The 25,385-nt window shown below is 60.5% G+C and carries 27 protein-coding genes; 2 read left to right on the top strand and 25 right to left on the bottom strand.

Annotated features, from left to right (window positions below; all coding sequences use genetic code 11):
* Positions 1-15 precede the first annotated feature (15 nt).
* The 8 genes from ACTHN9_RS07035 to rsmD all read right to left on the bottom strand — a co-directional run bounded on the left by ACTHN9_RS07035 (position 16) and on the right by rsmD (position 9,160).
* Entirely contained in the window at positions 16-1,173 is a 1,158-nt protein-coding gene (locus ACTHN9_RS07035) for an acyltransferase family protein (RefSeq protein ID WP_440536039.1), read from the bottom strand.
* Between the two features lie 12 nt (positions 1,174-1,185).
* Positions 1,186-2,562 carry an O-antigen ligase family protein gene (locus ACTHN9_RS07030; protein WP_440536038.1) on the bottom strand — a complete coding sequence of 459 codons (1,377 nt, stop codon included), beginning with the start codon at positions 2,560-2,562 and terminating at the stop codon, positions 1,186-1,188.
* Between the two features lie 55 nt (positions 2,563-2,617).
* On the bottom strand, positions 2,618-3,778 hold the full coding sequence (locus ACTHN9_RS07025) for a glycosyltransferase (protein ID WP_440536037.1): 1,161 nt from the start codon (positions 3,776-3,778) through the stop codon (positions 2,618-2,620).
* A gap of 27 nt (positions 3,779-3,805) precedes the next feature.
* Positions 3,806-5,041: a glycosyltransferase gene (locus ACTHN9_RS07020; protein WP_440536036.1), complete on the bottom strand. Its 1,236-nt coding sequence runs from the start codon at positions 5,039-5,041 to the stop codon at positions 3,806-3,808.
* A complete protein-coding gene (locus tag ACTHN9_RS07015) occupies positions 5,038-6,201 on the bottom strand; it encodes a glycosyltransferase (protein WP_440536035.1) in 1,164 nt (387 codons plus the stop codon). Before ACTHN9_RS07015 ends, ACTHN9_RS07020 begins: the two co-directional genes overlap by 4 nt.
* Positions 6,202-6,463: 262 nt before the next feature.
* On the bottom strand, positions 6,464-7,624 hold the full coding sequence (locus ACTHN9_RS07010; protein WP_440536034.1) for a glycosyltransferase family 4 protein: 1,161 nt from the start codon (positions 7,622-7,624) through the stop codon (positions 6,464-6,466).
* Positions 7,625-7,919: 295 nt separating this feature from the next.
* A complete protein-coding gene (gene coaD, locus ACTHN9_RS07005) occupies positions 7,920-8,426 on the bottom strand; it encodes a pantetheine-phosphate adenylyltransferase (RefSeq protein ID WP_440536033.1) in 507 nt (168 codons plus the stop codon).
* Between the two features lie 113 nt (positions 8,427-8,539).
* Complete coding sequence (rsmD, locus tag ACTHN9_RS07000; RefSeq protein ID WP_440536032.1) at positions 8,540-9,160, bottom strand: 16S rRNA (guanine(966)-N(2))-methyltransferase RsmD; 621 nt, start codon at positions 9,158-9,160, stop codon at positions 8,540-8,542.
* Positions 9,161-9,436: 276 nt separating this feature from the next.
* Here rsmD and ftsY point away from each other — a divergent pair, with 276 nt between their 5' ends.
* Entirely contained in the window at positions 9,437-10,606 is a 1,170-nt protein-coding gene (ftsY, locus tag ACTHN9_RS06995) for a signal recognition particle-docking protein FtsY (protein ID WP_440536031.1), read from the top strand.
* Between the two features lie 63 nt (positions 10,607-10,669).
* Here the strand turns inward: ftsY and maiA are convergent, their stop codons facing one another.
* Positions 10,670-11,314, bottom strand: a complete 645-nt coding sequence (gene maiA / locus ACTHN9_RS06990; protein WP_440536030.1) for a maleylacetoacetate isomerase — start codon at positions 11,312-11,314, stop codon at positions 10,670-10,672.
* 45 nt (positions 11,315-11,359) lie between these two features.
* Positions 11,360-12,076: a fumarylacetoacetate hydrolase family protein gene (locus tag ACTHN9_RS06985; RefSeq protein ID WP_440536059.1), complete on the bottom strand. Its 717-nt coding sequence runs from the start codon at positions 12,074-12,076 to the stop codon at positions 11,360-11,362.
* Between the two features lie 281 nt (positions 12,077-12,357).
* Between ACTHN9_RS06985 and ybiB the strand changes: the two genes are divergently transcribed.
* Positions 12,358-13,326 (top strand): DNA-binding protein YbiB, encoded by a 969-nt coding sequence (ybiB, locus tag ACTHN9_RS06980; protein ID WP_440536029.1) that lies wholly within the window; start codon positions 12,358-12,360, stop codon positions 13,324-13,326.
* A gap of 73 nt (positions 13,327-13,399) precedes the next feature.
* Here the strand turns inward: ybiB and ACTHN9_RS06975 are convergent, their stop codons facing one another.
* The 15 genes from ACTHN9_RS06975 to ACTHN9_RS06905 all read right to left on the bottom strand — a co-directional run.
* Positions 13,400-13,768, bottom strand: a complete 369-nt coding sequence (locus ACTHN9_RS06975) for a hypothetical protein (protein ID WP_440536028.1) — start codon at positions 13,766-13,768, stop codon at positions 13,400-13,402.
* Positions 13,769-13,929: 161 nt separating this feature from the next.
* Positions 13,930-14,439 carry a hypothetical protein gene (locus ACTHN9_RS06970; RefSeq protein ID WP_440536027.1) on the bottom strand — a complete coding sequence of 170 codons (510 nt, stop codon included), beginning with the start codon at positions 14,437-14,439 and terminating at the stop codon, positions 13,930-13,932.
* A gap of 93 nt (positions 14,440-14,532) precedes the next feature.
* On the bottom strand, positions 14,533-15,147 hold the full coding sequence (locus ACTHN9_RS06965) for a hypothetical protein (RefSeq protein ID WP_440536026.1): 615 nt from the start codon (positions 15,145-15,147) through the stop codon (positions 14,533-14,535).
* A gap of 139 nt (positions 15,148-15,286) precedes the next feature.
* Positions 15,287-16,261: a WD40/YVTN/BNR-like repeat-containing protein gene (locus tag ACTHN9_RS06960; RefSeq protein WP_440536025.1), complete on the bottom strand. Its 975-nt coding sequence runs from the start codon at positions 16,259-16,261 to the stop codon at positions 15,287-15,289.
* Positions 16,262-16,544: 283 nt separating this feature from the next.
* Complete coding sequence (locus tag ACTHN9_RS06955) at positions 16,545-16,838, bottom strand: hypothetical protein (protein ID WP_440536024.1); 294 nt, start codon at positions 16,836-16,838, stop codon at positions 16,545-16,547.
* 47 nt (positions 16,839-16,885) lie between these two features.
* Positions 16,886-17,095, bottom strand: a complete 210-nt coding sequence (locus tag ACTHN9_RS06950) for a PAAR domain-containing protein (protein WP_440536023.1) — start codon at positions 17,093-17,095, stop codon at positions 16,886-16,888.
* A 46-nt stretch (positions 17,096-17,141) separates the two neighbouring features.
* Positions 17,142-17,795 (bottom strand): hypothetical protein, encoded by a 654-nt coding sequence (locus tag ACTHN9_RS06945; RefSeq protein ID WP_440536022.1) that lies wholly within the window; start codon positions 17,793-17,795, stop codon positions 17,142-17,144.
* A gap of 309 nt (positions 17,796-18,104) precedes the next feature.
* Positions 18,105-18,362: a PAAR domain-containing protein gene (locus ACTHN9_RS06940; RefSeq protein WP_440536021.1), complete on the bottom strand. Its 258-nt coding sequence runs from the start codon at positions 18,360-18,362 to the stop codon at positions 18,105-18,107.
* Positions 18,359-19,621, bottom strand: a complete 1,263-nt coding sequence (locus ACTHN9_RS06935) for a hypothetical protein (RefSeq protein ID WP_440536020.1) — start codon at positions 19,619-19,621, stop codon at positions 18,359-18,361. The genes ACTHN9_RS06940 and ACTHN9_RS06935 overlap by 4 nt, the downstream gene beginning before the upstream one ends.
* A gap of 3 nt (positions 19,622-19,624) precedes the next feature.
* Positions 19,625-21,505, bottom strand: a complete 1,881-nt coding sequence (locus tag ACTHN9_RS06930; RefSeq protein ID WP_440536019.1) for a T6SS phospholipase effector Tle1-like catalytic domain-containing protein — start codon at positions 21,503-21,505, stop codon at positions 19,625-19,627.
* Complete coding sequence (locus tag ACTHN9_RS06925) at positions 21,445-22,224, bottom strand: DUF3304 domain-containing protein (RefSeq protein WP_440536018.1); 780 nt, start codon at positions 22,222-22,224, stop codon at positions 21,445-21,447. The genes ACTHN9_RS06930 and ACTHN9_RS06925 overlap by 61 nt, the downstream gene beginning before the upstream one ends.
* A 35-nt stretch (positions 22,225-22,259) precedes the next feature.
* Positions 22,260-22,610, bottom strand: a complete 351-nt coding sequence (locus ACTHN9_RS06920; protein WP_440536017.1) for a hypothetical protein — start codon at positions 22,608-22,610, stop codon at positions 22,260-22,262.
* Positions 22,607-23,362 (bottom strand): DUF3304 domain-containing protein, encoded by a 756-nt coding sequence (locus tag ACTHN9_RS06915; protein WP_440536016.1) that lies wholly within the window; start codon positions 23,360-23,362, stop codon positions 22,607-22,609. Before ACTHN9_RS06915 ends, ACTHN9_RS06920 begins: the two co-directional genes overlap by 4 nt.
* 86 nt (positions 23,363-23,448) lie before the next feature.
* On the bottom strand, positions 23,449-24,234 hold the full coding sequence (locus ACTHN9_RS06910; protein WP_440536015.1) for a DUF4123 domain-containing protein: 786 nt from the start codon (positions 24,232-24,234) through the stop codon (positions 23,449-23,451).
* A gap of 13 nt (positions 24,235-24,247) precedes the next feature.
* A partial coding sequence (locus tag ACTHN9_RS06905; RefSeq protein ID WP_440536014.1) for a DUF2345 domain-containing protein occupies positions 24,248-25,385 on the bottom strand: 1,138 nt, incomplete at its 5' end.

Here is a 25,385-nt window from a genome sequence, read left to right as displayed (position 1 = left end):
CGCCCGAGATCGCGCTCACGCGTCGGTCGAGACTCGGGCCCCGCCGGCCGGCTCGAGTCGAGCCGTGCGGGTGCCGCGCAGAATGCGCCGACGCATAGGCTGCTCGAACCGAGTGAACACGACGATACTCGCCACGATGGCGAACACGAGCGCGAGCCATCCGTTTCGCCCCGTGAAGCCTGCAATATGCGCCCAGTGCGCGAGGGGAAGGTGAATCAAATAGAGCGAAAAGCTCGCCTCTCCGAGCAGCACGAGCGGCCCTCGATCGAGCACGCCGAGCACGGGGCGCTCGAGTAACGCCAATCCCAAGATCAACGCCGTGAAGAGCGGCACTTCGAACAGGAATGCGGGCATCGAAAGCTCGCTCGCGGCGACGCAGGTCAATGCGATCGACGCGACGGCGATCAACGCCATGCCGCGACGATGCAACGACACGCCGCTCGCTTTGGCCCGAATGTAATAAAGCGCCGCTGCGACACCCATCATGAACTCGGGAACGTGCGTCACGGGAAATTGATAAGCCATGAATCCCGCCCGGTTCGCCGGGAGAAAACGGAGCACCGCGACGATCCACGCGCCCTGCACGCACCATGCAACGAGGCAGACCACGAGCATCCGTCGATTGGACATCGCGGCGAAGCGCATCAACAACCATGGAAACACGGCGTAAAAGAACGCCTCGCAAGAGATGCTCCATGCGGGACCGTTCCATGGCTGATTGATCGAAGCCAGTGGAAGCCATCCCGTCAAAAGCAAGAGCTGCGCACAGAGACTTGCCCCCAACGATGCGAACTTGCGATCCTTGATCGCATACCAATCGAGCATCAAATCGTCGTGGTGCCCCAAGACCAAGTACGCAGTCACCGTCGCGGCCAGCAATAAAGACAGCAGCAGCACCGGGTAAATGCGGGCAAACCTCGCCAAATAGAACCGCGAGCTATTCAGTTTGGAAAGCGGGTCGTAGTAGTTGTACGCTAAGACGAATCCCGAGAGGACAAAGAAGAACGTAACGGCCGATCTCCCGCCATCGACGAACCGAAGGAACGAGGACGGCAGATCGAGAAAACCCAACGCCGTGAAGTGGCTCAACGCGACGGCCAACGCCGCGAAGAATCGAAGGCTCGTCAACGACGCGATCTGGCCGCCGGGTCGCGGCCCGTAGGCGGATGTCATCGAGCGGTCTCTTTAGGAGTGACGCGTGTCGGCAGTCAACCTGCGCGGCGCGCGTGGGTTCGATGCCATCGATGCCATCGCGCCGCTATGGCTCGCACTGCGCACAACAACCGGCGTGCCGGGCATACCGGCATAGCGTTGTTGCGCGGCGGCTTGGCGGCGAACGACCGGCAGATAGGCCATGACGAGGATATAAGCGGCGGGCTCTCCGGCGATCGGCTCGGAGATCAGCGCCGTCACGAGAATGGGCGCGCAGGCCGCGAGCTTTTTCCAGCTAGCGCCCGAGCCCGGCCGCCATCCCGACAAGATCATGGCCTGGCACGCGAAACCGAAAATGCCGATCCCGCCCATGCTCGAAAGCAGGCAAATGCCGATGTTGAGGGTTTGGCTGCTGTACATGCCATACCCGAACGGATTGTCGCCGGCCCGCTCGAGCCCTCGCGAAATCGCCTCCGACCGATCCGAGAGCGATCCGCTGTGGGTCGTGGATTTGTCTTTCAAACCGATGTACGGCGTATACATCGCCAACGGGTAGATCGAGGCCAACGCGATCACCGTCACCATCACCCGCAATGCAAGAAAACGCCTAGATCCGAGTAGAAAAATCAGCCCCAAGGTCGCTGTGAGCAGCACGATCCCGAGCGACGAAAACGTCAGGATCGAGCCGGCGATCAAACCGAACATCACGAGCTTGGAGCGCCGCGTGTAGGCTTCGTATGCCAAGCAAAAGCATGCAACGGCCTGATAGATCCCGGCCTCGCGAAAGAATCCGCAATAGCGGTCGAGCGTCACCGCGCCCGCAATGAAATCCGTGTACAGCATCGAAAGCGGGAAGTACACGGCGCCGACCGCCGCGGTCTGATCGAGCGAATCGGCCGAATAGCCCTTCACGTTCAACGTGAACAGGAAGAGCGGGTCTCGACTGCCCAACCATAACGTCAGCAAGGTCGTCACAAGGGTCGACATCCCCAGCAGCGACACCACCGTACAAAATTGCCGGAAGAAGATTTGGTTGGTTCGCGTGCTGAGCAGGAAGATGCCGTACGGAACGAGAATGGCGATCGTCGTGAGGAGTTCTTTTGCGGCGAACGTCAGATTCGAGCGGTCGAACATCAACGAGACCGGCCCTTCGTAGAGCCAGTACGCCAGCACCAGCAAGAAGAGCGTCGTCATCTCGAACCGCAGCCCCGGATTCGTGGGGGCGCGTCGCTTCGCACAGGAGAGCAAGTACACGCCGACCAGCGCCACCGACAATCCCATCGCCAGCCACGTATAGGTCTGCCCGAGCGCGGCCGGCCGCATCAAGAACAAATTCAAGACCAACGCGAGGCTGATCGCCGAATCGAACCGGGCGAACCATTTGTCTTTCGCGGCGCTACCGTTGAACATTTCGCCCCCTTGGCAATCGCATGCGGCCGGCTCGCTGCTCGCAGCCGGGCCGCGGTCATACCCGCTTACCCCGATACAGCGCGAGCGCATCGAGCAGCGATTGCGTCGATCGGGTGATATGGAATCGAGAAACGAAGCACTCTCTTGCGCGCGCGCGCATATCGGCCCATTCCTCCGCCGACGTTTCCAGCCAGCGCCGCAGCAGGCGCACCGCCCCGCCGAGGTCGTCCTTGTCGACGAAACCGGCGCGCCACTCGTCGATCTCGCGCCAGATGTTGACCTTGTCGGTGATCAGCGTCGGCAGACTCGCCGATAACGCCTCCGCCACGGACACGCCGAAATTCTCCTGATGCGAGTTCAGCACGAACGCATCGGAAACGAGAAACGCGCCCCACTTCATGTCGCTGCCCAGCATGCCCGTCCACGTCGTTCTGTCGGTCAGATGCAACTCGTCGCACAGGGCTCTCGTCGCTCTCGCATACTCGCCGTCGTCCGGGCCGGCGATGATCAAGTGCACATCGGCGATCTTCTCTTGCGGTGCATCTCGCAGGCATTGAGCCAGGGCCCTCAGCGTCAGGTCCACGCCCTTCTTTTCGTGGATGCGGCCGAGAAAGAGTAAGTTGCGCTTTCCCCGCAGATGCGGAAAGCGCGCGAGAAAAATCTCTCGCTGCGATTGCAAGTCGCCGAGGGCGCCCGTCGTGCCGTAGTTGACGACATGTTCGTTGCAGCGGTATGGCCAGAACGCCCGGTGAGCCAGCACCCGTTCTTCCTCGGACGTGAAGAACACGGCGTTGGCATCGCGCAAGACCCGGTACTGCGCCCATGGCCAATAGAGGCATTTCTTCAAATGCTTGAGCGGATAGTGCTCTTTGAACCAAGGGTCGAGCATCCCATGCGTGAAGATGTAGTAGGGCGTCGCCGTACGACGCAACGCACGCCACACGCCAAGCGACGCGTAATTCCAAATACCGTTGACGATGACGAGATCGTATTTCGCGGCATTCGCCCGCAGCCACGGCACAAGCTTCGGGGAGAATCTGAATTTGCCGAAGCCCGGTCCCACGGCGTGGCAAGTCAGTTCGCACTGCTGAACGCAGCTATCGCGCGGCCCGTCCAGAGAAACGATCTCCACCGAATTGCCCCTGCGCCGATGCTCTCGCGCAGTCTGCAAGACGACTTCGATCGGGCCGCCGTAGGTACGATCCACGGTGAACATAGCGTGAAGGATGCGCAAGCTCATAAATCATGTAAGAGTTGGTATGGTGAGGGCATCGGGCTCGGCAATCCTTAAAGCCGATCGGACGGTCTTTTTAAAGTTGCTGACGGTATGAGCCGCGAGCAGCTTGTGGCCGTCCGGCTCATGGAGAGGGCCGCGCTCCCCTGCGCGGGCGAATACTTCGTCGATGGCGGCATTGATCGCCGGGGTGGACAGATCCTCGAGCACCGGGCCGAGCCGATCGTGTTTGGTGAACCATCCGATCAGCCCGAAGGGCGAGGCCAAAACGGTTTTGCCGTATCGGTAGGCCTGCACGAGCACGGCACTCATGCCGTAGTGCCCCTTGTAGCCCACCCAAACGGCGTCGCAAGCGCAAAAGAGATCGGCTTCCATTTCGGGCGAAATGAAATGGTCGAATACGACGATGCGCTCCTTCGCCCGGTGCTCAAGCCCAGCCAGGAACGCGCGCACGTCGTCGCTTTGCGCCCCTGCGATGACGACGAGCGGCGGCTCGTCTCGCGTCGCGCAGGCGTTGACCAATTCCTTCACACCCTTGCGGTCCGTGATCGCGCCGTACACGAGAATCGTGCGCTCGCCGCCGATACCGAGTCGCGCGCGCGCTTCGTCGCCGGTCACCGTTCCCCCTTCGGGAAACGGATCGGCCAGATACAGCACGGCGGGGGAACGTCCCGCGAGACCCGAGTTCGCATGCCAGCCGGGCAGCGTGGGATCGATCGTCAACACCGCGGAGAGATTGCCGCGGCGTAGCGCCCAAGAGAACAGCTTTTTCTTGACGTAATCGACGACGGGGCGCGCGGGAACGTTCACGCCCATTTCGCGGTGATGAAAGGTCTGGCGCATGACGACGCACATCCAAGGCGAGGTGCCGAACGGCGAACCGAGCAGCCCGATTACGTTGACGATGTAGTCGCCGAACGGCACGACGACGAGGTCCACCTGCCGCGATCGGGCGACTTCGCGATACACCCAAGCGAACGTGGCGTAAAAGGAGAAGTCTTCCTTCGCCCGCCCCAGCATCGAATGCATGACGGAAACGCGCCGCTGATCGCCGCGGTGGCCAATCACTTCAACGCCCGCCCGGCCCGCTTCGTAACCTTGAATCAGAGGATGCTTGCCGTTGGAAGCGTCGGTCGAGACGATGCACTCGTATCCCGCTTCGACGAGCGCCTCCACGGCCCACTGGACGTAACGCCAGCGATGGCCTGAAAAGTCCGGTTCGATGACGAGCGCACGCGGCTTCATTGGGGAGCCCGGACGTCGTTGGCCAATGCCAGCACGCTCTCGGCGAAGAACTCGGGCGTCCAATCGCCGATCGTCGTCTCGGCACTGCGGGCGAGCCGATCTCGCAGCACACGATCTTCGCCTAGCAGCTTCATCTTTTCCGTCATTTGATCGACGTCGCCCGGCTCGACAATGAAGCCGTTGACACCGTCGTGCACGAGTTCGTTTGCGCAGCCGCACGTGTTGGATACGATCGCGGGCCGCCCGCAGGCCATCGCCTCGTTCACGCACAAGCCCCATTGATCGAAAGCGCTGCCGAGCACGATGAATTCGGTCAGCGCGTAAAACGTGGGCATGTCGCGGTTCAGCACCTCGGTGTAGATCAATACCTGCCGGGTCATATCGAGTTCGTCGATCTTCTCGCGGATCGACTGCTCGAGCGGGCCTTGCCCGACAAGCACGAGCGATAGGCCGCGCCGGCCCAGCTCCGATCGAGCGAAAGCCTCCACCACCAGCGGCACGTTCTTGCGCTCGATAAAGCGGCTCACGCAAAGCACGTATTGCGACGGCAGACCGAATCGGCGCCGCTCGTCTTCCGCACGCGAAAGCGCACGCTTCGCGCTCTCGCGAAAGTACGCGACATCGATCACATCGAAACCGATGCGGGACCGGTGCATCGGAATGCCGAGCGATTTCGCGTACCGGCGATGCTTCTCGCCCGCCACGAGCGCCCCGTCGAACCGCGACACGATGAGCCGTTTCATCGCTTCCTTGAGCCGGTGCCGCTTGCCGTCGTCGGCTTTGGAATCCGACATGTAGACGAGCTTGAAGCGCCGCATGAGCGTCCTGATCACAGCCAGGTAAATCGAATAGCTCGTGTGGTAGCCATAAGTGATCACGAAATCGGGGCGCGTGGCGCGCACGATCGCGCTGAGCCGCGCGATGACGACGAGCGGGTTCTTTCCGCCTTCGACCGTATTTTTAAAAACGGTGACCATCTCCGATGGCGCATTTTGCAGGAATTCTGTCCGATTACTTTGCGGATAACCGTAAAGCTCCGTATGTTCGAACATTTCAACGAGCGAGACCTTGAATCCCCGCCGCACGGCAAGCCGCACAAGCGCGCGATAGCGTGGGATGTGATAGTCGCTCATATTGCCGATGACGAATTGGATACGCATGACTTACCGATAGTGACGAAATACATGGGTTCCATCGTGCAAAGGCCTTGGGCCCAAGCCGACATCTCACGTGTCGGAAATATGCCGCGCTGCAAAATGCAACGCAACCGCGGCTTTAAATATGACCGAATACGCCTAGATCCATGTCCAAAATCGGTCGCTAAGGGGAGCCTTAATTGCCACGTGGCCGTGAATTCGCGGCGCGGTTTTCGCTCGGCGGCCCCCATCGCCGTCACCGAGCGAACGCTTTATCGAAGGCGGATCACCCGGCGCCGACCGCCCCCGCCAGCGCCAGCAAGTTCTCGGCGAAGAGTTCGGGCGTCCAGCGGCTGATCGTCTTCTCGGCGTCGGCGGCAAACCATTCGCGCAGCGTACGGTCCGTCCCGAGTTGCTGCATCTTCTGAGCGAGTTGGTCCACGTCGCCCGGGCGAACGACAAATCCGTTGACGCCGTCGTGCACGAGTTCGTTCGCGCAGCCGCACGTTTCGGAGACGATTGCGGGCCGCCCCGAAGCCATCGCTTCGTTAACGCACAGCCCCCATTGATCGAAGGCACTGGCCAACACGATGAAATCGGACAAGGCGTAAAAGACCGGCATGTCGCGATTGACGACCTCGGTAAAAATCCGCACTCGGTCCGACAAGCCGAGCGCGTCAATCTGCGCGCGAATCGCCGGCTCTTGCGGGCCGCGTCCGACGAGCGCAAGACTCACGCCTTCATCGCCCAGCCCGCTTTTCGCGAATGCGTCGATCACGACCGGCACGTTCTTGCGCTCGACGAAGCGGCTGACACAAAGGACATATCGCGACGGCAAATCGAAGCGCTCGCGCGCGTTCGACGCGTTCGCGCGCGCTCGTTTCGCCGTTTCGCGGAAGTAGGCGACATCGATGACGTCGAAGCCCACCCGCGACCGATGCATCGGAATGCCGAGCGATTGCGCATAACGGCGATGCTTTTCCCCGGCGACCAACGCACCGTCGAAGCGAGATACGAGCAGCCGCTTCAGGGCTTCCTTCACGCGATGCCGCTTGCCGTCGTCGTGTTTCGAGTCGGACATATACACGAGCCTGAAACGGCGCAAGATCGTGCGCAGCACGCACAGATAAATCGAGTAACTCGTGTGATAGCCGAGCGTGATCACGAAGTCGGGCCGCGTCGCCCGAACGATCGCACCCACCTTAGCCGCGACGACCAGCCAATGCTTACGTTCGCCGGGCGCGTTCTTGAAGACCGTGAACGTTTCGGGCGGGGCATCTTCCATGAAGGCAACGCGTGCGCTTTGCGGGTACTCGTAAAAGTTGTTGGTGTCGTAGAGTTCGACGAGCGAAACTTGAAAGCCGCGGCTCAATGCCAACCGTACCAGCGCACGGTAGCGCGGGACGTGATAGTCGCTCAGATTGCCGATGACGAATTGGATACGCATAGCGGGCGCGAGAAGAAGCGTTGGAATCGACGTTTTTATGCTCGCGCTAGGATAGGTCGCCGAGGCGACGCGGCGCAATTGCAGCCGCGAAAATGGCCGATAACGCCTAATGCGGCGATCGAGATCGCGAGAAGGGGAAGGCAAATCCGGATACGGGCGGGCGCCTGCATCCGCGGCTTAAAACGGCATTCGCCCGCGTTGCGCCGAGCGAATGCCCGCAAGAACGGCTTTCGAAGAGAAGCGTGTCCTACGATGAGCCGGCCGTCGGACGGCCTAGCTCCATCGGCCGGCAGACTTAGGGCTGGGTTGGCGAGGCTTGCGACATTTCCGCCACTTTTTCCACCAGCCACTTTTCCACGGACGGGAACACGAACTTGCTGACGTCGCCACCGAGCTGCGCGATCTCGCGCACGATCGTGCCCGAAATGAACTGGTATTGATCGGACGGCGTCATGAACATCGTTTCGACGTCGGGCAGCAAATAGCGATTCATTCCCGCCATTTGGAACTCGTATTCGAAATCGGACACCGCTCGCAGCCCGCGTACGATCACGCGCGCGTTGTTGGCACGCACGAAATCCTTGAGCAGCCCCTTGAAGCTCATCACCTGCACGTTCGGATAGTGGCCCAGCACTTCCTGGGCGATATCGAGCCGCTCCTGCAGCGTAAAGAACGGCTTCTTGTTGCGGCTATCGGCAACACCGACGACGAGCGTGTCGAAAATGCTCGACGCGCGCCGAACGAGGTCTTCATGACCGCGCGTAAGCGGATCGAACGTACCCGGGTACACGGCGACTACCATCGACCATCTCCTGTCATCATCCTGTTTGGGACACGGGGTATGCGTGCTTCGAGGACGCCCCCGGCCTTGACGCGGCTTACCGAGCCCGTCGTCTATCGCTTACGAAACGCGCATTATTCATCATTTTCGCGCTGCAGCAAATGGTAGTGTACGGCGCCCGCCTTGCCTTGTCGCGCCAGGCGCCAGCCGGCAAGTAGGCCTTGCTCCGCGAGTTCGAGCGCCGCCCCCGATTCGACATACAAATAGCCGTCCTCGGCCACGAGCGGCGCCGCCGCTTCGAGCGCGCGCGCGAACACCGCCGTCTCGCCGAATGGCGGATCGAGGAAGACGACGTCGAACGAGCGCGGCGGCAGGCCGGCGGCCAGTCTCAATCCGTCGGCCTCGACGACTTCGACGGCGTGCGCCGACAATCGCGCTTGGATCTCGCGCAACTGGCGCGCCGCTTTCGCGTTGCGCTCGACCATCAGCACGCGCGCCGCCCCGCGCGAGGCCGCCTCGAAGCCAAGCGCGCCGGTACCGGCGAACAAGTCGAGACAGCGCCAGCCGTCGAGCCGCTGGCCGAGCCAGTTGAATAGCGTTTCGCGCACGCGATCCGGCGTGGGCCGCAATCCCTCTAGATCGAGCACGGGCAACGGGGTGCGCTTCCAATCTCCACCGATGATGCGGACGGTATGCGGCTTGCCGCGGGCGGGCGCCGCGCTGGGTGCGCGGGAGGCGGACGAGGAACGGGACATGCGGGCGATGGCGTTGAAAAGCGATGGGACCCGGCGCCAAGCAGGTGCGCGGGAGCGACTGCCAACGTTACCACAGCGGCCGCGATACCCGCGAAAAGCGCCAGGAATGCCCCAGGAAACGCGCCGTCGGCACGCCGTTCGCGCGGTGCCTGTTAAAATAGCGCGCTTAACACCGAGCGCATTGCCGCATTGCCGGTCCACCGCGGCGCATGCGCGGCCACGCGCCATCTATTGCCGCCGCAGGCCGTTCGCTTGCGGCAACCATCACGGCACACCATGTTCAGTTTCTTCAAACGATTCAAGGGCGGTCAGACGCCCGACACCGCTCAGGACGCGCCGGAGGCGGATGCGCCCGCGAATGCGCCTGCGTCGGCTCAGCCGGCTCAGTCGACTCAGCCGGCTCGCGCACCGTCGCAAGCCCCCATCGCCGCGCCCGCCGTGCCGCAGCCGAGCGCCCAAGCCTCGGCGCTCGCCTCCGCCCCCGTCTCGGCCGACGACGACTACGACACCGAGGCCATCGTCCCGCCCCCGGCCCCCGAGCCGGCGCAACGACAATCGTGGATCGCGCGGCTACGCTCGGGCTTGTCGAAAACGAGCGCGGGCCTCACGGGCATCTTCGTGGGCACGCAGATCGACGACGAACTGTACGAGGAACTCGAAACCGCCCTGTTGATGTCGGACGCGGGCGTCGAAGCCACCGAGTTTCTGCTCGGCGCGTTGCGCGAGAAAGTCCGCACGCAGCGGCTCACCGATCCCCAGGACGTGAAAACTGCGCTGCGCGCGCTGATCGTCGACCTGCTGCAGCCGCTGCAAAAATCGCTCGTTCTCGGTCGGGCGCAGCCGCTCGTCATGATGATTGCGGGCGTGAACGGCGCCGGCAAGACCACGAGCATCGGCAAGCTCGCCAAGCATCTGCAGCGATTCGACCAATCGGTGCTGCTGGCGGCCGGCGACACGTTCCGTGCCGCCGCTCGTGAGCAGCTCGCGGTTTGGGGCGAGCGCAACAACGTTACGGTCGTCTCGCAGGAAAGCGGCGATCCCGCCGCCGTCATCTTCGACGCCGTCAGCGCCGCGCGTGCGCGCAAAATCGACATCGTGATGGCCGATACGGCGGGCCGTCTGCCCACGCAGCTGCACTTGATGGAGGAGCTGCGCAAGGTCAAGCGCGTCATCGGCAAAGCCTTCGACGGCGCGCCGCACGAAGTGCTGCTCGTGATCGACGCGAACACGGGACAAAACGCCCTCGCGCAAGTCAAGGCATTCGACGATGCACTGACGTTGACCGGGCTCATCGTCACGAAGCTCGACGGCACAGCCAAGGGCGGCATCTTGGCGGCGATCGCGCGCCAGCGTCCCGTACCCGTTTATTTCATCGGTGTGGGCGAGAAAGTGGAAGATCTGCAGCCGTTCAACGCCGAGGAATTCGCCGACGCCCTGCTCGGCTAATCCCCACCGCCCGAAAACGCGCGTTTCGCCCATCGCGACACGCGCGTTTTTCTTTTGTGCGGGCTATTCCGCGTCGGGCTGCTGGCCCGGCGCCGCGCGCATGAACGCGTCGTGCTGCATCGCCTCGTCGTAGATTCGTTGGATCGTCGGATAAGGCTGCATATCGACCTGAAATCGCTGCGCGTTGAACACTTGCGGGATCAGCGCGAGATCGGCCATCGTCGGGGTATCGCCGAAGACGAACTTACCCGTGCGGGGATCGTCGGCCAGCATCGACTCGAGCACATCGAACCCGTTGCGTACCCAATGCTGGTACCAGGCATCCTTGGCGTCGTCCGACACGCTCAGCTCGTGCTTCAGGTACTTCAGCACGCGCAAATTGTTCAGCGGATGGATCTCGCAGGCGACTTGCAGCGCGATGGCGCGCACGTAGGCGCGATCGGCCGGCGTGCTCGGCAACAGCGGCGGATGCGGATGCGTCTCCTCGAGATATTCGATGATCGCGAGCGACTGCTGAAGCGTGATGTCGCCATCGACGAGCGCGGGCACGATGCAGTCCGGCCCCACGCGCCGGTATTCGGGCGCGAACTGCTCGCCGCCGCCGCGTAGCAGATGCACGGCCGCATACTCGTACGACAGGCCCTTCAAATTCAGCGCAATGCGCACGCGATAGGACGCCGAACTGCGGAAATAGCTATAGAGTTTCATCGGTTGTCTCCTGGATGTTCCCCTTTCTGATGTTCCCCTTTCGCCTCACGCCACGCGCACGTTCAGCGTGCCCAGGCCCTCGACGCCGCCCGACATGACATCGCCACGCTTCACGGCTGCCACGCCCTCGGGCGTGCCCGTGAAAATGAGGTCTCCGGGCTCGAGCGTAAATAGCGTCGACAGATGAGCAATCGTTTCCGCCGTCGACCAAATGAGCTGTGACACATCGGAGCGTTGGCGCTCGACGCCGTTCACCGCCAACCAAATCGCGCCGCGCTCGATTTGGCCAACGCGCGACACCGGATGAATAGGGCCGAGCGGTGCAGAGCGGTCGAACCCTTTGGCGACGTCCCAGGGCCGGCCCATCTTTTTCGCTTCGGCTTGCAGATCGCGTCGCGTCATGTCGAGACCGAGAGCGTATCCGTAGACGTGTTCGAGTGCCTTATCGACGGCGATGTCGCGCCCTGCCCGCCCAATCGCGACAACCAGTTCCATCTCGTGATGCACGTCGCTGGAGCGCGGCGGATACGGAAATTCGCCGGTTTGTCCCGGCGCCACATACACGACCGCATCGGCCGGCTTGCAGAAGAAGAACGGCGGCTCGCGGTCGGGATCGTGACCCATCTCGCGCGCGTGCGCGGCGTAGTTGCGCCCGACGCAGTAGATGCGGCGCACCGGGAAGCCTTCACGCGTACTTGCGGCGTCGGGGCTTTCGGCGATCGGCACGGCGACGACCGGCGTGGGGGGAAAGACATACTCCATCGCGTTTTCCTCGTAATCGTTGAGCGGTTGAGCGCGGCAGATCCATGCGCAAGACGTGGGCGAAAATGGCGAGTTTAGCGCTACCTCAATATCGCCGTCCGTCGGCTGCCCCACCGCCCGATTGCCCGCGTGCCTCAGTCGGAAAGCGATCGAGCGAAACCGCTCGCGAACCGGAATCATCGGGTAAATCGGCGTCAGGCATCTTGCCAGATCGCCGCGAATGCGGTACTCGTTGAGCTTTCCCTTTTTCTGCCGAGCCATTGCGCTCCGCTTCGCGCCCCATGACTCAACCTATCGCCGAACCGTTCCTGTGCGCTCGCTTCATCAAGGAAATCGGGCGCGGCCCGCACGGCGCTCGCGCCCTCTCGCCCGAGGATACATACGCACTTTACGCCGCGATGCTCGATGGGCGCGTGTCGGATGTCGAACTCGGGGCCGTCTTGCTGGCCTACCGCCTGAAAGGCGAGACGGCCGATGAACTAGCGGCGATGCTGGCGGCCGCGCAGGCGTCGGTCGAGCCCTTGCGCGTGAGCGGGGCCGTGTCGATTCCGAGCTACAACGGCGCGCGCAAGCAGCCGAATCTCGTGCCGCTGCTGGCGCTCCTGCTCGCGCGCGAGGGCGTGCCCACGCTCGTGCATGGGGTGACCGAAGATCCGGGCCGCGTGACGAGCGCGGAAATTTTTGGTTGTCTTGGCATTGCCGCGTCCACCTCGCACGACGAGATCGAGAACGCGCTGGCCGAACGCCGAGTGGCTTTCGCATCGGTCGAGGTGCTCGCGCCGAAGCTCGCGCGCCTGCTGGCTTTGCGGCGCGTGATGGGCGTGCGCAATTCGACGCACACCCTCATCAAGATTCTGCAGCCGTTCGAGCCGGCTGGCCTGCGCCTCGTCAATTACACGCACCCCTCGTATCGCGACAATCTGGCCGAGCTTTTTCTCGGTCACCCGCAAGCGGCTGCCGGCGGCGCGCTGCTCGCGCGCGGGACCGAAGGCGAGGCCGTGGCCGATACGCGCAGACAAGTGCAGATCGATTGGCTCCATGACGGTATCGCCGAGACGCTCGTCTCGCCCGAACGGTCGTCGACCGATGAAGCCGGCCCCGAATTGCCCGCCGGCCGCGACGCGGAAACGACGGCGCGGTGGATCGAAACGGTGTTGCGCGGGGAGGCAAGCGTGCCGCCTACGCTCGCCCGGCAAGTGGCGGAAATTGTGCGGATCGTGCGGGTGGGGCGAGGCGAAACGGCGGGTTGAGATTATTAAAGCTTTGGGGTTTCTCACCGGCGCGGGCGGTTGGCGTCGTTCAAAAGCGATTGAGCAGACTACATCACAGACCGAGCGCCGCTAGCCGCTTGCGGATCGACGCGGCATTTTTGTAGGGAAATGTCACACGCTTTCCATTGAGCACGCCATCGTAGCCATCGCCGAACGCCTTGGTCATGGCCGGCACCGCGCGGAAGGTCGTCTGCTTGCTCGCCTGTTCGAGACGAAACGCATCGACTTGATAGAGATCGCCTTGGAAGTCCGCTGCGGACGAACCGGATGTCCAACGCGCCAAGACGACGATTTCGTTCGGCCGATAGAAGACGGTGACGATGTCGGCGCCGCTACCCTCCGCTCCAATCGTCCCTATCGGGACGGCTTCGGCACCGTTGCATTTCCAAACGAGTTGTTGGTCGAACACGGTGGCATTCACGTTCGGATCGACGCCTGAGGGGTAGGCCTTGTGTATGACTACTGCGCAACCCGGACGAATGGGCTTGGCCGAGAACGATACGTCGCTTTCGGCGGAAACACTTCCGGATAACAGCGACATAGATATCGCAAAGCTTAGGAGAATCCGTTTTTTCATCCCATTCAGCGCAAGAGAAACATAAGGATCAGGATCACTGCCGCAACGACATACGGGCCATATGCCCGAGCCTTTTTTCGGCTCATTGCCGCATTAAACACCCTCGCGCAGAACTCCGAATCGACCGCCATCGCAACGACGATCCGATGCAAGTCATCCTTTTCATTCCGCTTCCTTTCGACACCCTCGCGAACGAACCGCGCAGCAAGCGCCTCGAATTGCGCCCGCCCAAGCAGGTCCTTGTCGATCATCCATTGCAACAGCGCACCCGGACCGCCTATCGCCGTTTGTTCACCCTCTTGCTCGAAGTCCGGAGAGTCGGGCAACACCTTCTTCGTTTGCTCGTAAAGGGCATCATCGAAGAAGCCGAGCATCCATAGCGTGTTCAGACAAGCTAGGTTGTGAGAAACGCCTTCAGGCAGAGCATGTTGTCCAGGTGCCGAAGGTGCTTCGTCCTGTGAGGCGGCAAGGTCGCGGCCCACGTCGGAATCGACACTGCTAAGTTCGTACCTCATGTGAATTCAATCCGTTCGCGCGCCAGCTAGCCGCTGGTGCAGTGTGTTCGTCGGCCGCACTTCGCGGGAAGTCATCTTTCCTTCGTCCAACCCTTACTCCGCGGGAAACATATCTTCGGTTAGCGTCACCGGCTTGCCGTCGATCGAGAATTTGTAAGAAATGGCGCTCTTGTCCTCTGACACCCGGACTGAATATGCGACCCCCGCATTGCCAACCTTGAACGTCTTTCCAAGCTGCGCAGCTTGGATCTTTCCAGAAATCACGGGCGCAGAATAGGGCGACAATGCGGGGGGAGCACTCAAATTCTTTACCAACTTTCGCATTCTTGCGTTTTGCTCAGCCAGCTGAACTAGGTTCGCCTTGTATATGTATCTCCATCCCGTGATTTTTTTGAGATGTTCCGCGGTATCCGGATCCCACGGATACCTCCTCAAAAGATCCGACAACGTGATCAGATCGTCCTTTTTTATGTCAATGCAACACAAGGCCTCGGGCTTTATGTCCGCTGCAAAAAAGCCGGTGAACCAGGTATCCTCGGTAATTTTTTTATCGACGAATACGATGTCTACCCGTTGTGTACCAACCGGAGAGCCATCACCCCTGTCGCCCGCGACAACCTGCTCCCACAAACCAACGACAGGAGATTGCTCCGCAGCAGCAATCCGACATATCGTTGCGATCAAAACGAATGCAATCGCTTTTTTCATACTATTCGCACCTCAATTATCGACACCAGATCGGCGCACATTTTCTTTCGAAGAATCCCCGTTCAGCCAGTCTTCGAGCATTTTGTGGCGTTGCATGCAACGGCCGTCAGCAAGCTAACGGGCATTCGATCACTAGGTTCTATTGGGCCTCAATTTTGCCCTCACTAGCCTCGCTGCGAGACCGCATTTGCCCTTCCAGCCAATACGGAGGAACGCGCGACATCCAATTGCTGTGCCACGCCAGCGGCGTCCACGTATTGCCTCCATCTTCCGAGTATACGATCTGTGGAGTGTCTTGATTGACGGATTTTGAATCGCTAGCAGCAAGCCAGATATGAGTCCGATCAACCACGTACGCGCTGACAAGTTCGGAAATGCTCTCCGGCAGACGCGTCGTGGTCCACTTTCTACCATCGTCTGAGCGAATCAACGTACCCTCAGTCGAGCCTGTTATCCACCAATGTCCGGCGGGCGTCCAACCTAGTTCTACTAGAAGATCCGGATTGCCGAGATTAGCGGAATCAACGTGACACGTATCGGGGGAGATGCGAATCGCAAGGTAGTGAGTATTACCGGCTTGGCTCCCACCCAACGTGACAAGACCGACCAGTGGGCCGTCAGAATCCACGAAGCGAATTACGCCACGCAGAAGCTCGCTGACACTTCCGTCGGCGGGATCCAGACCGAGCTTTCGAATGCCAATTTTGCAAACGCGGCCATCGTGCTGAACCTTCACTGACTCATTGGCATCATCGGGCGAAACCGTATAATGAGAGCCCAATAAAATGGCCTTTCGATCAGAATCGTGGTACGTCACACGGCCACCGTTGCTGTCAATTGATTTATTGCCGACGTAAAAGCGCCCCCACCGATCGGATGTAACCGGCGGCCAATAGACGCCCGCAGTATCCGACACCGTAATGAGACGCCCGTCCGCCAATACAAATTTGAGGTATTTCGTATATTTCTGGAAGATCGTCAATCGGCCAATTTTCAATTTATGAATCGGATTATCAACGTCCGAATTATTAGCGTCAGCGGCACTTGCCACCACACCAAAGATCAGCAAAGCAATGCCAACCACGAGGCTGACGCATTTACGGTACCGCATCATAACTATCCTTTCCGATCTGGGGGGAGAGCCAGACGCGCGAACGCCGAATGACCGCGCCTCGAAAGGCGTATGCATCGCCGATCGACCACTTGCCCGACTCATTCACAAGGATCAGGTCCGTTCCGCCGATTCCATAGTAGCTGGACTTGCCCTTACGGAGGTCCGCCCGCGGTTGTGCGAGCCGGTCATTAGCGCCTTTGTACATTCGTCCGTTCCTACTTCTATGACCGGACATGTGTGCCCACGCCGAAGTAAACGGTTTGCGCCGCATGTCAGACGCCATTTAACGCGTGCCGGCTGCGGCGCCGACAAGTATGGTGACTACGAACAGGGCGCCCAGCAAGACAGAAAGGGCAATCCCAACCACCAGCAGCATGCCTGCGAGCGCATGCCAGTGTCGCCGCCGGACGAGGTAACTCGACAGGGCGATCACCCACGTGCCCGTCCAGATGAATGGAAGAACTTTGATCGGCGCTGCAATGCCAACGGCGCAGACTATAAAAACGATCAGCCCATATAGCGCCCCTCGGCAGAATGTTGGGGACTTGGGTGCTACAAGTTCATTTCTTGTATCCATTCGTCTTGACTTGTGTCGTCGAATCGGGCGGTCGCGCATGGCTACCGTCAAACCACCCCAATTGTTGTTCCCTGACTAACCAACGTGCACCCGCACGTCACACAATGCCCATGCAACGCGACTTGGCTACCGCTGACCATTCCCGCCTCGTCGCCTTCAGCGATGGTTTGTGTGCCGTGGCGGTGTCGCCTTTTAGCGCAATGGGCTTGCCGTCGACGATGTCCCGATTCGAGCCCTCGGTTACGAGCTGGTGGCATTGAGGATCAGATAGTGGCGCATGTCTAGGTGCAAGAAGATCGGGAGCTATTGCGTTGAGTCCTGACGAAAGTGAACCATACCCGGCATTTCGTCGAAGTCTTCGATCGACATATCGAACTGCTTCGGCGATCCTGTGGCCGCCCCAAAGGCATACGCATCGTCGATCAACCACTTGCCCGACTCCATTACAAGGATGAGGTCCGTTCGCCCGACGCCATAGTAGCTAGACTTGCCCTTGAGGAGTTCCGCCCAGTCCACCCGCACACGGACGCGCGACGGGCCTGCTTGCAGCACGCGCACTGGCTGCGTGATTCTTAGCCGAACATTGCGGCCGTAGTTCGACGGGTCGGAGTCAATCTCGGAGTCCCACAATCGGACGTCAAGCATGCCGGTTGCCTTGGCGCTCCCAACGCACGGTGCGCGCATCTCGTCAAACAACGAATGCGAAAAGAGAGGCTTGAAAAGCCGCGTATATGCATCGGCGCGGAACTCGCGGTTGCGTGCTACCGGATCGATTGGCCGACCATCTTGATCCATCTTGCCGAAGACACACGATGCCTCTCGATGCGACAACGCATAGAACTGCCTTATCGTCGCATCGATTTGCGCAAGGTCAGTTGGCGACGTTCGGGCCTGCTGTGCGGGTACCGTAGTACTGCAGGCCGAGAGCACCATCGCCGTAATGAACGATGTCCGCACTCTCATTTGCCGAACTCCTTGGCGTATCTGTCGAGGTCGGATCTTAGCTAGACGACCCCATAGTCCTGATCCTGACAAGTGCCCAGCGTGGGTATGGGCCATACACGTTTAACTACGCACATTCGAGTGATGCATCCGTTTCAATGCTGATCGTCGCAGGCACGTTTTCCTCTAAGGTCAACAGGCCCGGGGCGAAAGCGCGCTATTGCAGACCAGCTTACTGGCACGAAGCTTCCCGCGTCCACGGCGAAGCGTGACCGCAGAAAAGCTGTCGAAATCCTGCCTCAAGAGGACACTGACGTGCCGGTTCTACAACGATGAAATCAGTCGAGCGCCGCATTCGGTTGGGTCGTTGTGATATGCGACCGGCTTACCATGATGATTGCGCTGGCTGTTCTCCGGCAGGATCTTAAATTTTCCTTTGCATTGCGGGCACCACGTCATGTCGTCTTTCAAGGCGACGGGGATGCCCATCGCCTTGATCTCGTCGCACGCCGTGATGACTTCTCCACCGTGCGTCGTCTTGTCGTGAAGGCGGATCACGCCTCGGCCGTTTTCGTCTTTCATGACGATTGCATTCCTTGAGGTGTTTCAGCGATCGGCCTGCGCACAGTAACGTAGAACACGCGGAAGCACATCCGGTAAGCCATGCCAATTCCGGCGAGAATCAGAACCGTCAGTATCCCGGACGTCAAGCCGGCCCCGGCAAGAATGTTGCCCCCCAGTACCCGCAGCGCCACATAAGTCAGCAGCGAAACGCATACCATCGCCACGAGCGACGACCCCAGTAGACGCCAGCCGTACAGTCGATTGAGATCGCGAGGCAGGCCGAGCATCGCTCCCGCGAAGACTAAGGCTGTCGGAATGGCAGCCGCGCCCATGTAGTTCAACATCACGAGCTTGAGATCATCGTCGAAGTAGTCGAGCAACATCTGTATTGCTTCCGTCATAAAGGACAGTAGTACGCTAGCAAACAGCCAAGCCGCAAGGCCGGCAATGCGCCGCCGTGCGTTACCGTCCGACGCCAGTGGCAAGGCATCTTTGCGTCGCATGCGTGTAATGAACCGCCACGTCAGCCAAGCGACAAGCGAATACAGGACGGCATTCAGCGGCGTGATGATTGTCACGATGAGGTTCAGACTGTAGATACTGTCGCCCAAACTTCCCATCAGCGCTTGTTGTAGGAACATCTGCGCGATCTGCCAACCGAGCAAGCACGACGCATAGATCGCCAGCAGCAATGCGGGGCGGCGAAACGCAAGCTGACCCCGCTGTTCCCCATGCCATTGAACAATCAGAAAAACCATACCGGTTCGAAATACCAGGCTACCAATAAGATTGGCGAGGTTCACCGCCAGAACATCCGGGGACAGTGAAGATGCCTTCGCCAGAAAATAGAGGCCGGAAAGAAATGGTGCCGCTGCGACAACCGCTGCGATGGCGGCAGCCGTCCTGGGTAGCGAGACGGGGCGTGCTTGTGTATTCATGTTGATTCCGATGGTAAATGAGGTCTCGCGACGGCATTCGCTTCTTATGATGCGTCTCATAGAACTGTATAAGCCGCGGCTGGATTGTCGAGCGGCAGCATGCGCGCGACGGTCCGGTTCTATGCTTGTCATCCGGATAGACATCGCGTTGCTGAGCCAGTACCGTGTTGCCCCGGCAGACCAGCGTACCAGCGCGAGGGTGGGCATATAGACCGTCGAGGGGCGATTGCGGAGATGCGCATGATCGTCGCACGCGGCGATGACTTCGCCGCCGTCTGTGGTTTTGTCATGAAGGCAGATCGGGCCTCGGCCGATTTCGTCTTTCAATTGATCTGTCACAAGTCACGCGGCGGCAGCGGTCTCCCCGTCCTGCGGATATGCCTCGAGCATCGCCAATCGACGACTTTCGCCCGCGTATCGCGTCCGGTACTGCAAATACCCGCCGCCTTCCCACGGCGCGTTTCGCGATGCCATCCAATTGATCGCACCCGACACGTTAAATGGCGTGAAGCCTGCATAGGAATCGTGGCAATAGTCGCTGAAGAACGCCAGTTCGACATCGTTAGGCTTGCGTTTGATAATTTGATCGAAGACTTCGCGGCGCTTCGCCGGCATGCCCGCTTCCGCGGGCGCGACGTCCGCGCTGGCGGGTTTGGCTCGGTTCTGCCCGAAGACCCGGCCCCACGACAGTTTCGAAGTACTAGCGTCTTTCGCCGTGCCATCGATTGGAGCGTCCGCGGCATTGAGCTCGCCGATGTCCTTCATAAATATCTGGTGCGCGCCCAACAAGTCGTGCTTGTCTTTGTCTCCCGATGCTTGGACAAACGGCAGCGTCGCGTAGGTGTGACGGTAGAGATAGCGCCACGCGAGAATGTCGATCAGGCAGTCGGTGATCGCCCGCTCGCCGGTGCCGTTGGCTTGGAGGAAGGCACTATAGTCTTTCTGAAGAGCGTCCCCCATTGCGAACGCATCCCAGCCGTCTAGGACCGTCGCATTCGTCATGTCGATTGGTACCTTAGCTGCTCTGGCTGCCTGATACATCATATTCAGCGGGATACGGGCCAGCTTGTTCTCGTCGTCAGCACCGTTCTTTCCCTGCTCTTCGGGCAGATAGCCGCCGCCCACGTCCGAGTGCATTCCGGGAAAGCGAAATTGGCGGCAGCATGGCGGCATTGCATCGCCTGGCGTTTGGATGTCTTCTAGCGGAAATGACTCGCGCTGCTCGTGCATTGCGACATAGTGTTCGCAGTGGCGCACACGCGGTGAGAGCCGCAGGTTCTTCGTCTCGCCCCACGCTTCGTGGCCGTTGGTCCAACGGCTCGCCGCAGGACCTAGACCGACAGCGGCAACCGTATCGAAGATACCTAGAAAGCGGATATGTGTCGTGACGCCAGCGAGCGTGTCCCCATCGAAACACTCGTCGAGCCAATTGCAAAACACGCGTGCCTCGGCTGCGCCGCGGCTGAAGCCGAACACGTCGATAAAGACCTCCACGAGCTTCGGGTGTTTCGTGTCATTGATCTTCTGTGCGAGTAACGAGAACTGCTCCTTCAGGAATTCGGTACGGCAAGAGATACCATTCATGGTCAACAGCCCGCCCTTTTCCTGCATGCCGACCTTCTCCAGCGCTCGCTGATCGGCCGGCGATAGGCCGTCGGATCCGCCTTCGGCGCCGGTTTGCATCGGTAGCCAAGCGTTCGCGCATAGCGCCCGGATCGTTGGCTTTTCGATCATCGGTATGTCGCCGTTGTTGATCGAACGATGCATCGCGTTCAGCACGTGCAGTAGCCCGAACACAATTCGCGCGTCGCCGCCCGCGCCAAAGCCCATCCCTAGCATGCTGGCGCCGTTCTCGCCAATCTCAAGGAAGGGGGTACCGACGCCCGGCATGTAGCGCGGATAGTATCCCTTCAATGGATCGTCAGGATACGCGCGGAATAAGCGCGCGACGTTGCTGTCCTTCTTCCGCGCCAATTGCGTTGCTCCTCCCAGTGCGGGGTCGGCCCAGTCCTGGTTGTTGCGCGTGCCGTCGAAGAAGAGACCGATATGGATGGGGAACTCACACTTCTCTGGGCGATATCTCATCGTTGGCGTGGTCGCCGTGACCCCATCGGTGTTGTCCGGGTGCGCAGCAGCCCGCAACAGGCTAATCTGATCGCTCATTAGTAAAGCACTCCCGTGCTGCGTTCTTGAATTTTCTTCGCGTCTTTTTGGGGTGCGCACTCGGGTAAATCTGGTGCGACCTTGCAGCGGCGTGCGAGACGCGCGGCATACATGCTCTGCCACGCCTGCTTTTTACACGCCTCATAGGCTGGGCCTGTCGTTATCCTCGCGCACCGCGGCAAGTAGCGGCGAGCATCCGCGCGTTCGTCATCCAGGAGTTTTTCATGTGCTTCCTTGATGCAGGTTGCCGGATCGGACTCGGTATCGCAGCGCTGGTGTATAAGTTTCGTGTCCAGGAATTGCTCGCTCACATCGCTATACGCGATCCTCGGCGGATACATATCCCAAGGTTCCTTCTGCGGAATCGGATCGTGCGGGCCGGGGTAGATGGGCGAACGCGGGCCCATGTTGGACACCACCACGCGCACCGTGCCGTTGGCAAGGAAATGCACCCACAAATCGCCGTCTTCGGTGTACGGGTCGACTGGCACGTCGGCTTCATGGGTGGTTCCCTTGTCGTGCTCCCAGTCCCTGACGTCCCACACCACATGCACAGTTAGCCCCGGATACCACTTTTCAGGCAATGCTGGCCCGGGAGCACTTCGCCCGCCCTTGCCGGCCTGGAAGCCCCCCACGCCGTTGACCCAAAAATCCGTCACGCTGAGGTTGTCCGGAAGATGGTCGATACCGCTCATGGAAGCGTTGGCGGTCGAACTAAAAGCCGCCATCAAGGCGAAACCAAGCGCTACAAGCCATGCACGACAGGTTCGTTTTGTCATTCCAATGTCCTTGATTCCCGGTCCATTCATAGCTTTTACGCCACACGCCACGCCAATAGGTCCCGCCAGTGTCCCGGCGCTCGCAACGACTCGACTTTTGCCGAAAAACGCGCTTGCTTCAGCGCCGCGCCATTCGTCTCGACCGCTGCCGCCGCAACATGCCGCTGCACATCGAACGGCTCAATACCGTGCACCAGTACAAACGCCGCCGATGCCCCGTCCAGTTGTTGCTTCTGGTTATTGCGGGTCCCATCGAAGAACACGCCGACGTGGATCGGAAATTCGCACTTTTCCGGACGATATCTCATCGTCGGAGTAGTCGCCGTTACGCCATCGGTGTTGCCCGGGTGCGCAGCGGCACGCAATAGGCTGATCTGATCGCTCACTGGTCAGGTGCTCCTGTACTGCGTTGGGAAATATTCTTTGGGTCTCTTTCGTGAGCACATTCGGGCAAGTCGGGGGTCACCTTGCAGCGGCGCGCAAAACGTGCAGCACGCATGCTCTGCTCCGCTTGCCTGTCACAAGCCAAATAGTCCTCCCCAGCCATTGGGGCACACCGCGGAAGATAGCGACGAGCATCCTCGCGTTCCTCGTCGAGAAGTTTCTCGTGCGCATGCTTCACGCAGGCCGCCGCGTCCGGCTCAGCATCACAGCGCTGGTGAATGAGTTTCGTGTCCAGAAACTGCTCGCTCACATCGCTGTACGCGATCCTTGGCGGATACATATCCCATGGTCGCTTCCGAGGGATTGAATCGTGCGGCCCAGGGTAATTGGACGCGAGCGGAGATATGTCGGATACCACCACGCGTACGGAGCCGTTGGCGAGGAAATGTACCCACAGGTTGCCACCATCCTCGGGGTAAGGATCGACCGGCACGTTCGCCTCGTGAGTACTGCCTTTGTCGTGCTGCCAATCCCTAACGTCCCACACGACATGAACGGTCAGGCCCGGATGCCATTTGACCGGTAGCGAAGGAGCGGGGACCCCGGCGTTGCCACTCCCGGCCTGAAAACCGGCTGCACCGTTGACCCAGAAGTCCGTTACGCTCAAATTGTCCGCAAGATGATCGATACCTCCCATGGAATAGCCGAAGGTCTCTTCACTGCCAAACGAGTGGCAGGCGGTCAGTGCAGTCATCAACGCGACGCCAAGCGCTACAAGCCATGCCCGACAGGTTCGTTTTGTCATTCCAATGTCCCTGATTCCCAGTCCATTCAGATCATCTACGCAGCACGCCACGCCAATAGTTCTTGCCACTGCCCGGAAGCTCGCAACGACTCGACACGCGCGAGAAACCGCGCATCCCGCAACACAGCGCCATTCGTCTCGACCGCTGCCGCCGCAACATGCCGTTGCACATCGAACGGCTCAATACCATGCACCAGCACAAACGCCGCCGATGCTTCAACGTGCGGATACTGCTCGGCCCGCAAGCGTTCACCGGCAACGTCGCCACTGCCCGCAGCCAGCTCGTCGGCCAATGCTCCGGCCAGTTGTTGCTCGAGCAACTGAGCACTCTGCACGTCCGACAGGACAATCGCACCGTGGCGACGCGGATCGGCCGGCACATTCGCGCCAAACGCTTGTTCCTGTCCAAAGCGGTCCAGACAATGCCATTGCACCACTGGGCCCTTGAGTTGCCCCACCTGCTCCGGCGTCAGCACGCGCGCCAACGCCCCAAGTGCCCGCGTGTCGGCATACCGAAGGTAGTAACGGTCGCCCTCTGCCATCGCAATGCTGCGTTGCGATTCGAGGTGTACGGTCAGACTGGCAAGACTCGCATCGGTCGAGAGACGGCTCACGCCATATCGCCATGGCACCCCACGCGGTTCGTCACCCGGCACGCTGGCATCGAACGCATCGGCTTGTAGCAGCCATGGCCCGAACTGGCTCGCGTCGGCAGAGGGGAGGTCGGCGTAGAGCGGGACCGCATTCGGCGTGCGCGCGAGCACGTCGAACTGCGGGTTGTCTCGCCAAATCGCCGCATCGAGCAGCACGAAATCGTTCATCGGTAATCCCCGCCTATTGAGGCACAATCGCACTGCCCGAGCGCGCGGCCATCAAAAAGCAGCGTTCGCAGAAGTTGTCGGGGAGCCCCGGAAAAACGGTCGGTACGCTCTGCGGCCCCACCGTCTCGTGATTTGCCGCGTGCATGATGTTCTCGCCAGGGGTAAAGCCCTTGATGCCATCCTTGCTGATCACCAACTGGCTGGTCCCCGCGGTCAAACGGATACCCTGTTTCGCCGTAATGTTGATCCAATCGGTGGTGCTGATAATCGCCACGACCTTCTTCGCAAGTAATTCAAGGTCATCGTTCTGCGCCTGCACCTGAATTTTGCCGCTGGCCGCAATGAGCTTCATTCCCATGCGGTGCACGAACAGCGAGAATTTTTCCGACACGCTCGCGAACACGGATTTGCCCGCAGCAATCGACACGTTTTCACCGGCCGTGACGGCCACATGCTGGCCGCTGGTCAGATGAGCGCTGGCGGGCGTCGTCATCTCCAAACCGGCCGCGCCTGCGAGCAGCAAGTGCGGTTCGTCAAGCTCCGGGAAAGCTCCATCGCCGCCGCCGAAACCCTTGATGTCCTCGGCCTGCGATTTGAGCGCGTCGGCCACCTGGGTCTGATCGGTACCGGGGTCCTGCGCTTCGTGCCGTTGAGCAAGTTGGCCGAGCTGATCGTGCAGCGTTTGCGCCCGTGTCAGACGCGACACCGGCTCGCCGACATCGGCGATATGCGATCGCGCCTCGGGCCGAACCTCGGTACTGACCAACATCCCTTTGCCCGAGCGAATCGCCCCCACCGCATCGGTGCGCAATTCGAAGCCTTCGCCGCGCGCTTCTTTCCGGCCCTGCCAATCCTCGATGCGCGTAATACTGCCCAGCGATAGCTGGCTCGCACCGTGATCGGATCTCAACTGCGCCTGAATCGCGTTGGCCGTATCGTCGAATACCAGGTGGTTGCTCCGGCCGCCGGCGCGGTTACCCTGATTACCCACCAACTCCCGGCTGCGAATACCCGTCAGCGCCCGCTGGTGCGGCAGCCGCCACGCCGGCAGATTCGACGAATTCATCACGCGGCCGATGACGAGAGGATGGTCAGGATTGCCGTCGACCCAACTTACGATCACCTCGGATCCGATTCGCGGTAGGGCGCTC

Origin of the sequence: Trinickia sp. (assembly GCF_051953405.1) — a bacterium.
Lineage (GTDB): Bacteria > Pseudomonadota > Gammaproteobacteria > Burkholderiales > Burkholderiaceae > Trinickia.
The sequence above is the reverse complement of the archived record's forward strand: the minus strand, read 5'-3'. Positions and strand labels throughout refer to the sequence as shown.

What these genes read in the sequence shown, in the direction of transcription:
- ACTHN9_RS07035 (WP_440536039.1), bottom strand. Translation starts at nt 1,173, where the DNA reads ATGACATCCGCCTACGGGCCGCGACCCGGCGGCCAGATCGCGTCGTTG.
- ACTHN9_RS07030 (WP_440536038.1), bottom strand. Translation starts at nt 2,562, where the DNA reads ATGTTCAACGGTAGCGCCGCGAAAGACAAATGGTTCGCCCGGTTCGAT.
- ACTHN9_RS07025 (WP_440536037.1), bottom strand. Translation starts at nt 3,778, where the DNA reads ATGTTCACCGTGGATCGTACCTACGGCGGCCCGATCGAAGTCGTCTTG.
- ACTHN9_RS07020 (WP_440536036.1), bottom strand. Translation starts at nt 5,041, where the DNA reads ATGAAGCCGCGTGCGCTCGTCATCGAACCGGACTTTTCAGGCCATCGC.
- ACTHN9_RS07015 (WP_440536035.1), bottom strand. Translation starts at nt 6,201, where the DNA reads ATGCGTATCCAATTCGTCATCGGCAATATGAGCGACTATCACATCCCA.
- ACTHN9_RS07010 (WP_440536034.1), bottom strand. Translation starts at nt 7,624, where the DNA reads ATGCGTATCCAATTCGTCATCGGCAATCTGAGCGACTATCACGTCCCG.
- coaD (WP_440536033.1), bottom strand. Translation starts at nt 8,426, where the DNA reads ATGGTAGTCGCCGTGTACCCGGGTACGTTCGATCCGCTTACGCGCGGT.
- rsmD (WP_440536032.1), bottom strand. Translation starts at nt 9,160, where the DNA reads ATGTCCCGTTCCTCGTCCGCCTCCCGCGCACCCAGCGCGGCGCCCGCC.
- ftsY (WP_440536031.1), top strand. Translation starts at nt 9,437, where the DNA reads ATGTTCAGTTTCTTCAAACGATTCAAGGGCGGTCAGACGCCCGACACC.
- maiA (WP_440536030.1), bottom strand. Translation starts at nt 11,314, where the DNA reads ATGAAACTCTATAGCTATTTCCGCAGTTCGGCGTCCTATCGCGTGCGC.
- ACTHN9_RS06985 (WP_440536059.1), bottom strand. Translation starts at nt 12,076, where the DNA reads ATGGAGTATGTCTTTCCCCCCACGCCGGTCGTCGCCGTGCCGATCGCC.
- ybiB (WP_440536029.1), top strand. Translation starts at nt 12,358, where the DNA reads ATGACTCAACCTATCGCCGAACCGTTCCTGTGCGCTCGCTTCATCAAG.
- ACTHN9_RS06970 (WP_440536027.1), bottom strand. Translation starts at nt 14,439, where the DNA reads ATGAGGTACGAACTTAGCAGTGTCGATTCCGACGTGGGCCGCGACCTT.
- ACTHN9_RS06965 (WP_440536026.1), bottom strand. Translation starts at nt 15,147, where the DNA reads ATGAAAAAAGCGATTGCATTCGTTTTGATCGCAACGATATGTCGGATT.
- ACTHN9_RS06960 (WP_440536025.1), bottom strand. Translation starts at nt 16,261, where the DNA reads ATGATGCGGTACCGTAAATGCGTCAGCCTCGTGGTTGGCATTGCTTTG.
- ACTHN9_RS06955 (WP_440536024.1), bottom strand. Translation starts at nt 16,838, where the DNA reads ATGGATACAAGAAATGAACTTGTAGCACCCAAGTCCCCAACATTCTGC.
- ACTHN9_RS06950 (WP_440536023.1), bottom strand. Translation starts at nt 17,095, where the DNA reads ATGCCACCAGCTCGTAACCGAGGGCTCGAATCGGGACATCGTCGACGG.
- ACTHN9_RS06940 (WP_440536021.1), bottom strand. Translation starts at nt 18,362, where the DNA reads ATGAAAGACGAAAACGGCCGAGGCGTGATCCGCCTTCACGACAAGACG.
- ACTHN9_RS06925 (WP_440536018.1), bottom strand. Translation starts at nt 22,224, where the DNA reads ATGACAAAACGAACCTGTCGTGCATGGCTTGTAGCGCTTGGTTTCGCC.
- ACTHN9_RS06915 (WP_440536016.1), bottom strand. Translation starts at nt 23,362, where the DNA reads ATGACTGCACTGACCGCCTGCCACTCGTTTGGCAGTGAAGAGACCTTC.
- ACTHN9_RS06910 (WP_440536015.1), bottom strand. Translation starts at nt 24,234, where the DNA reads ATGAACGATTTCGTGCTGCTCGATGCGGCGATTTGGCGAGACAACCCG.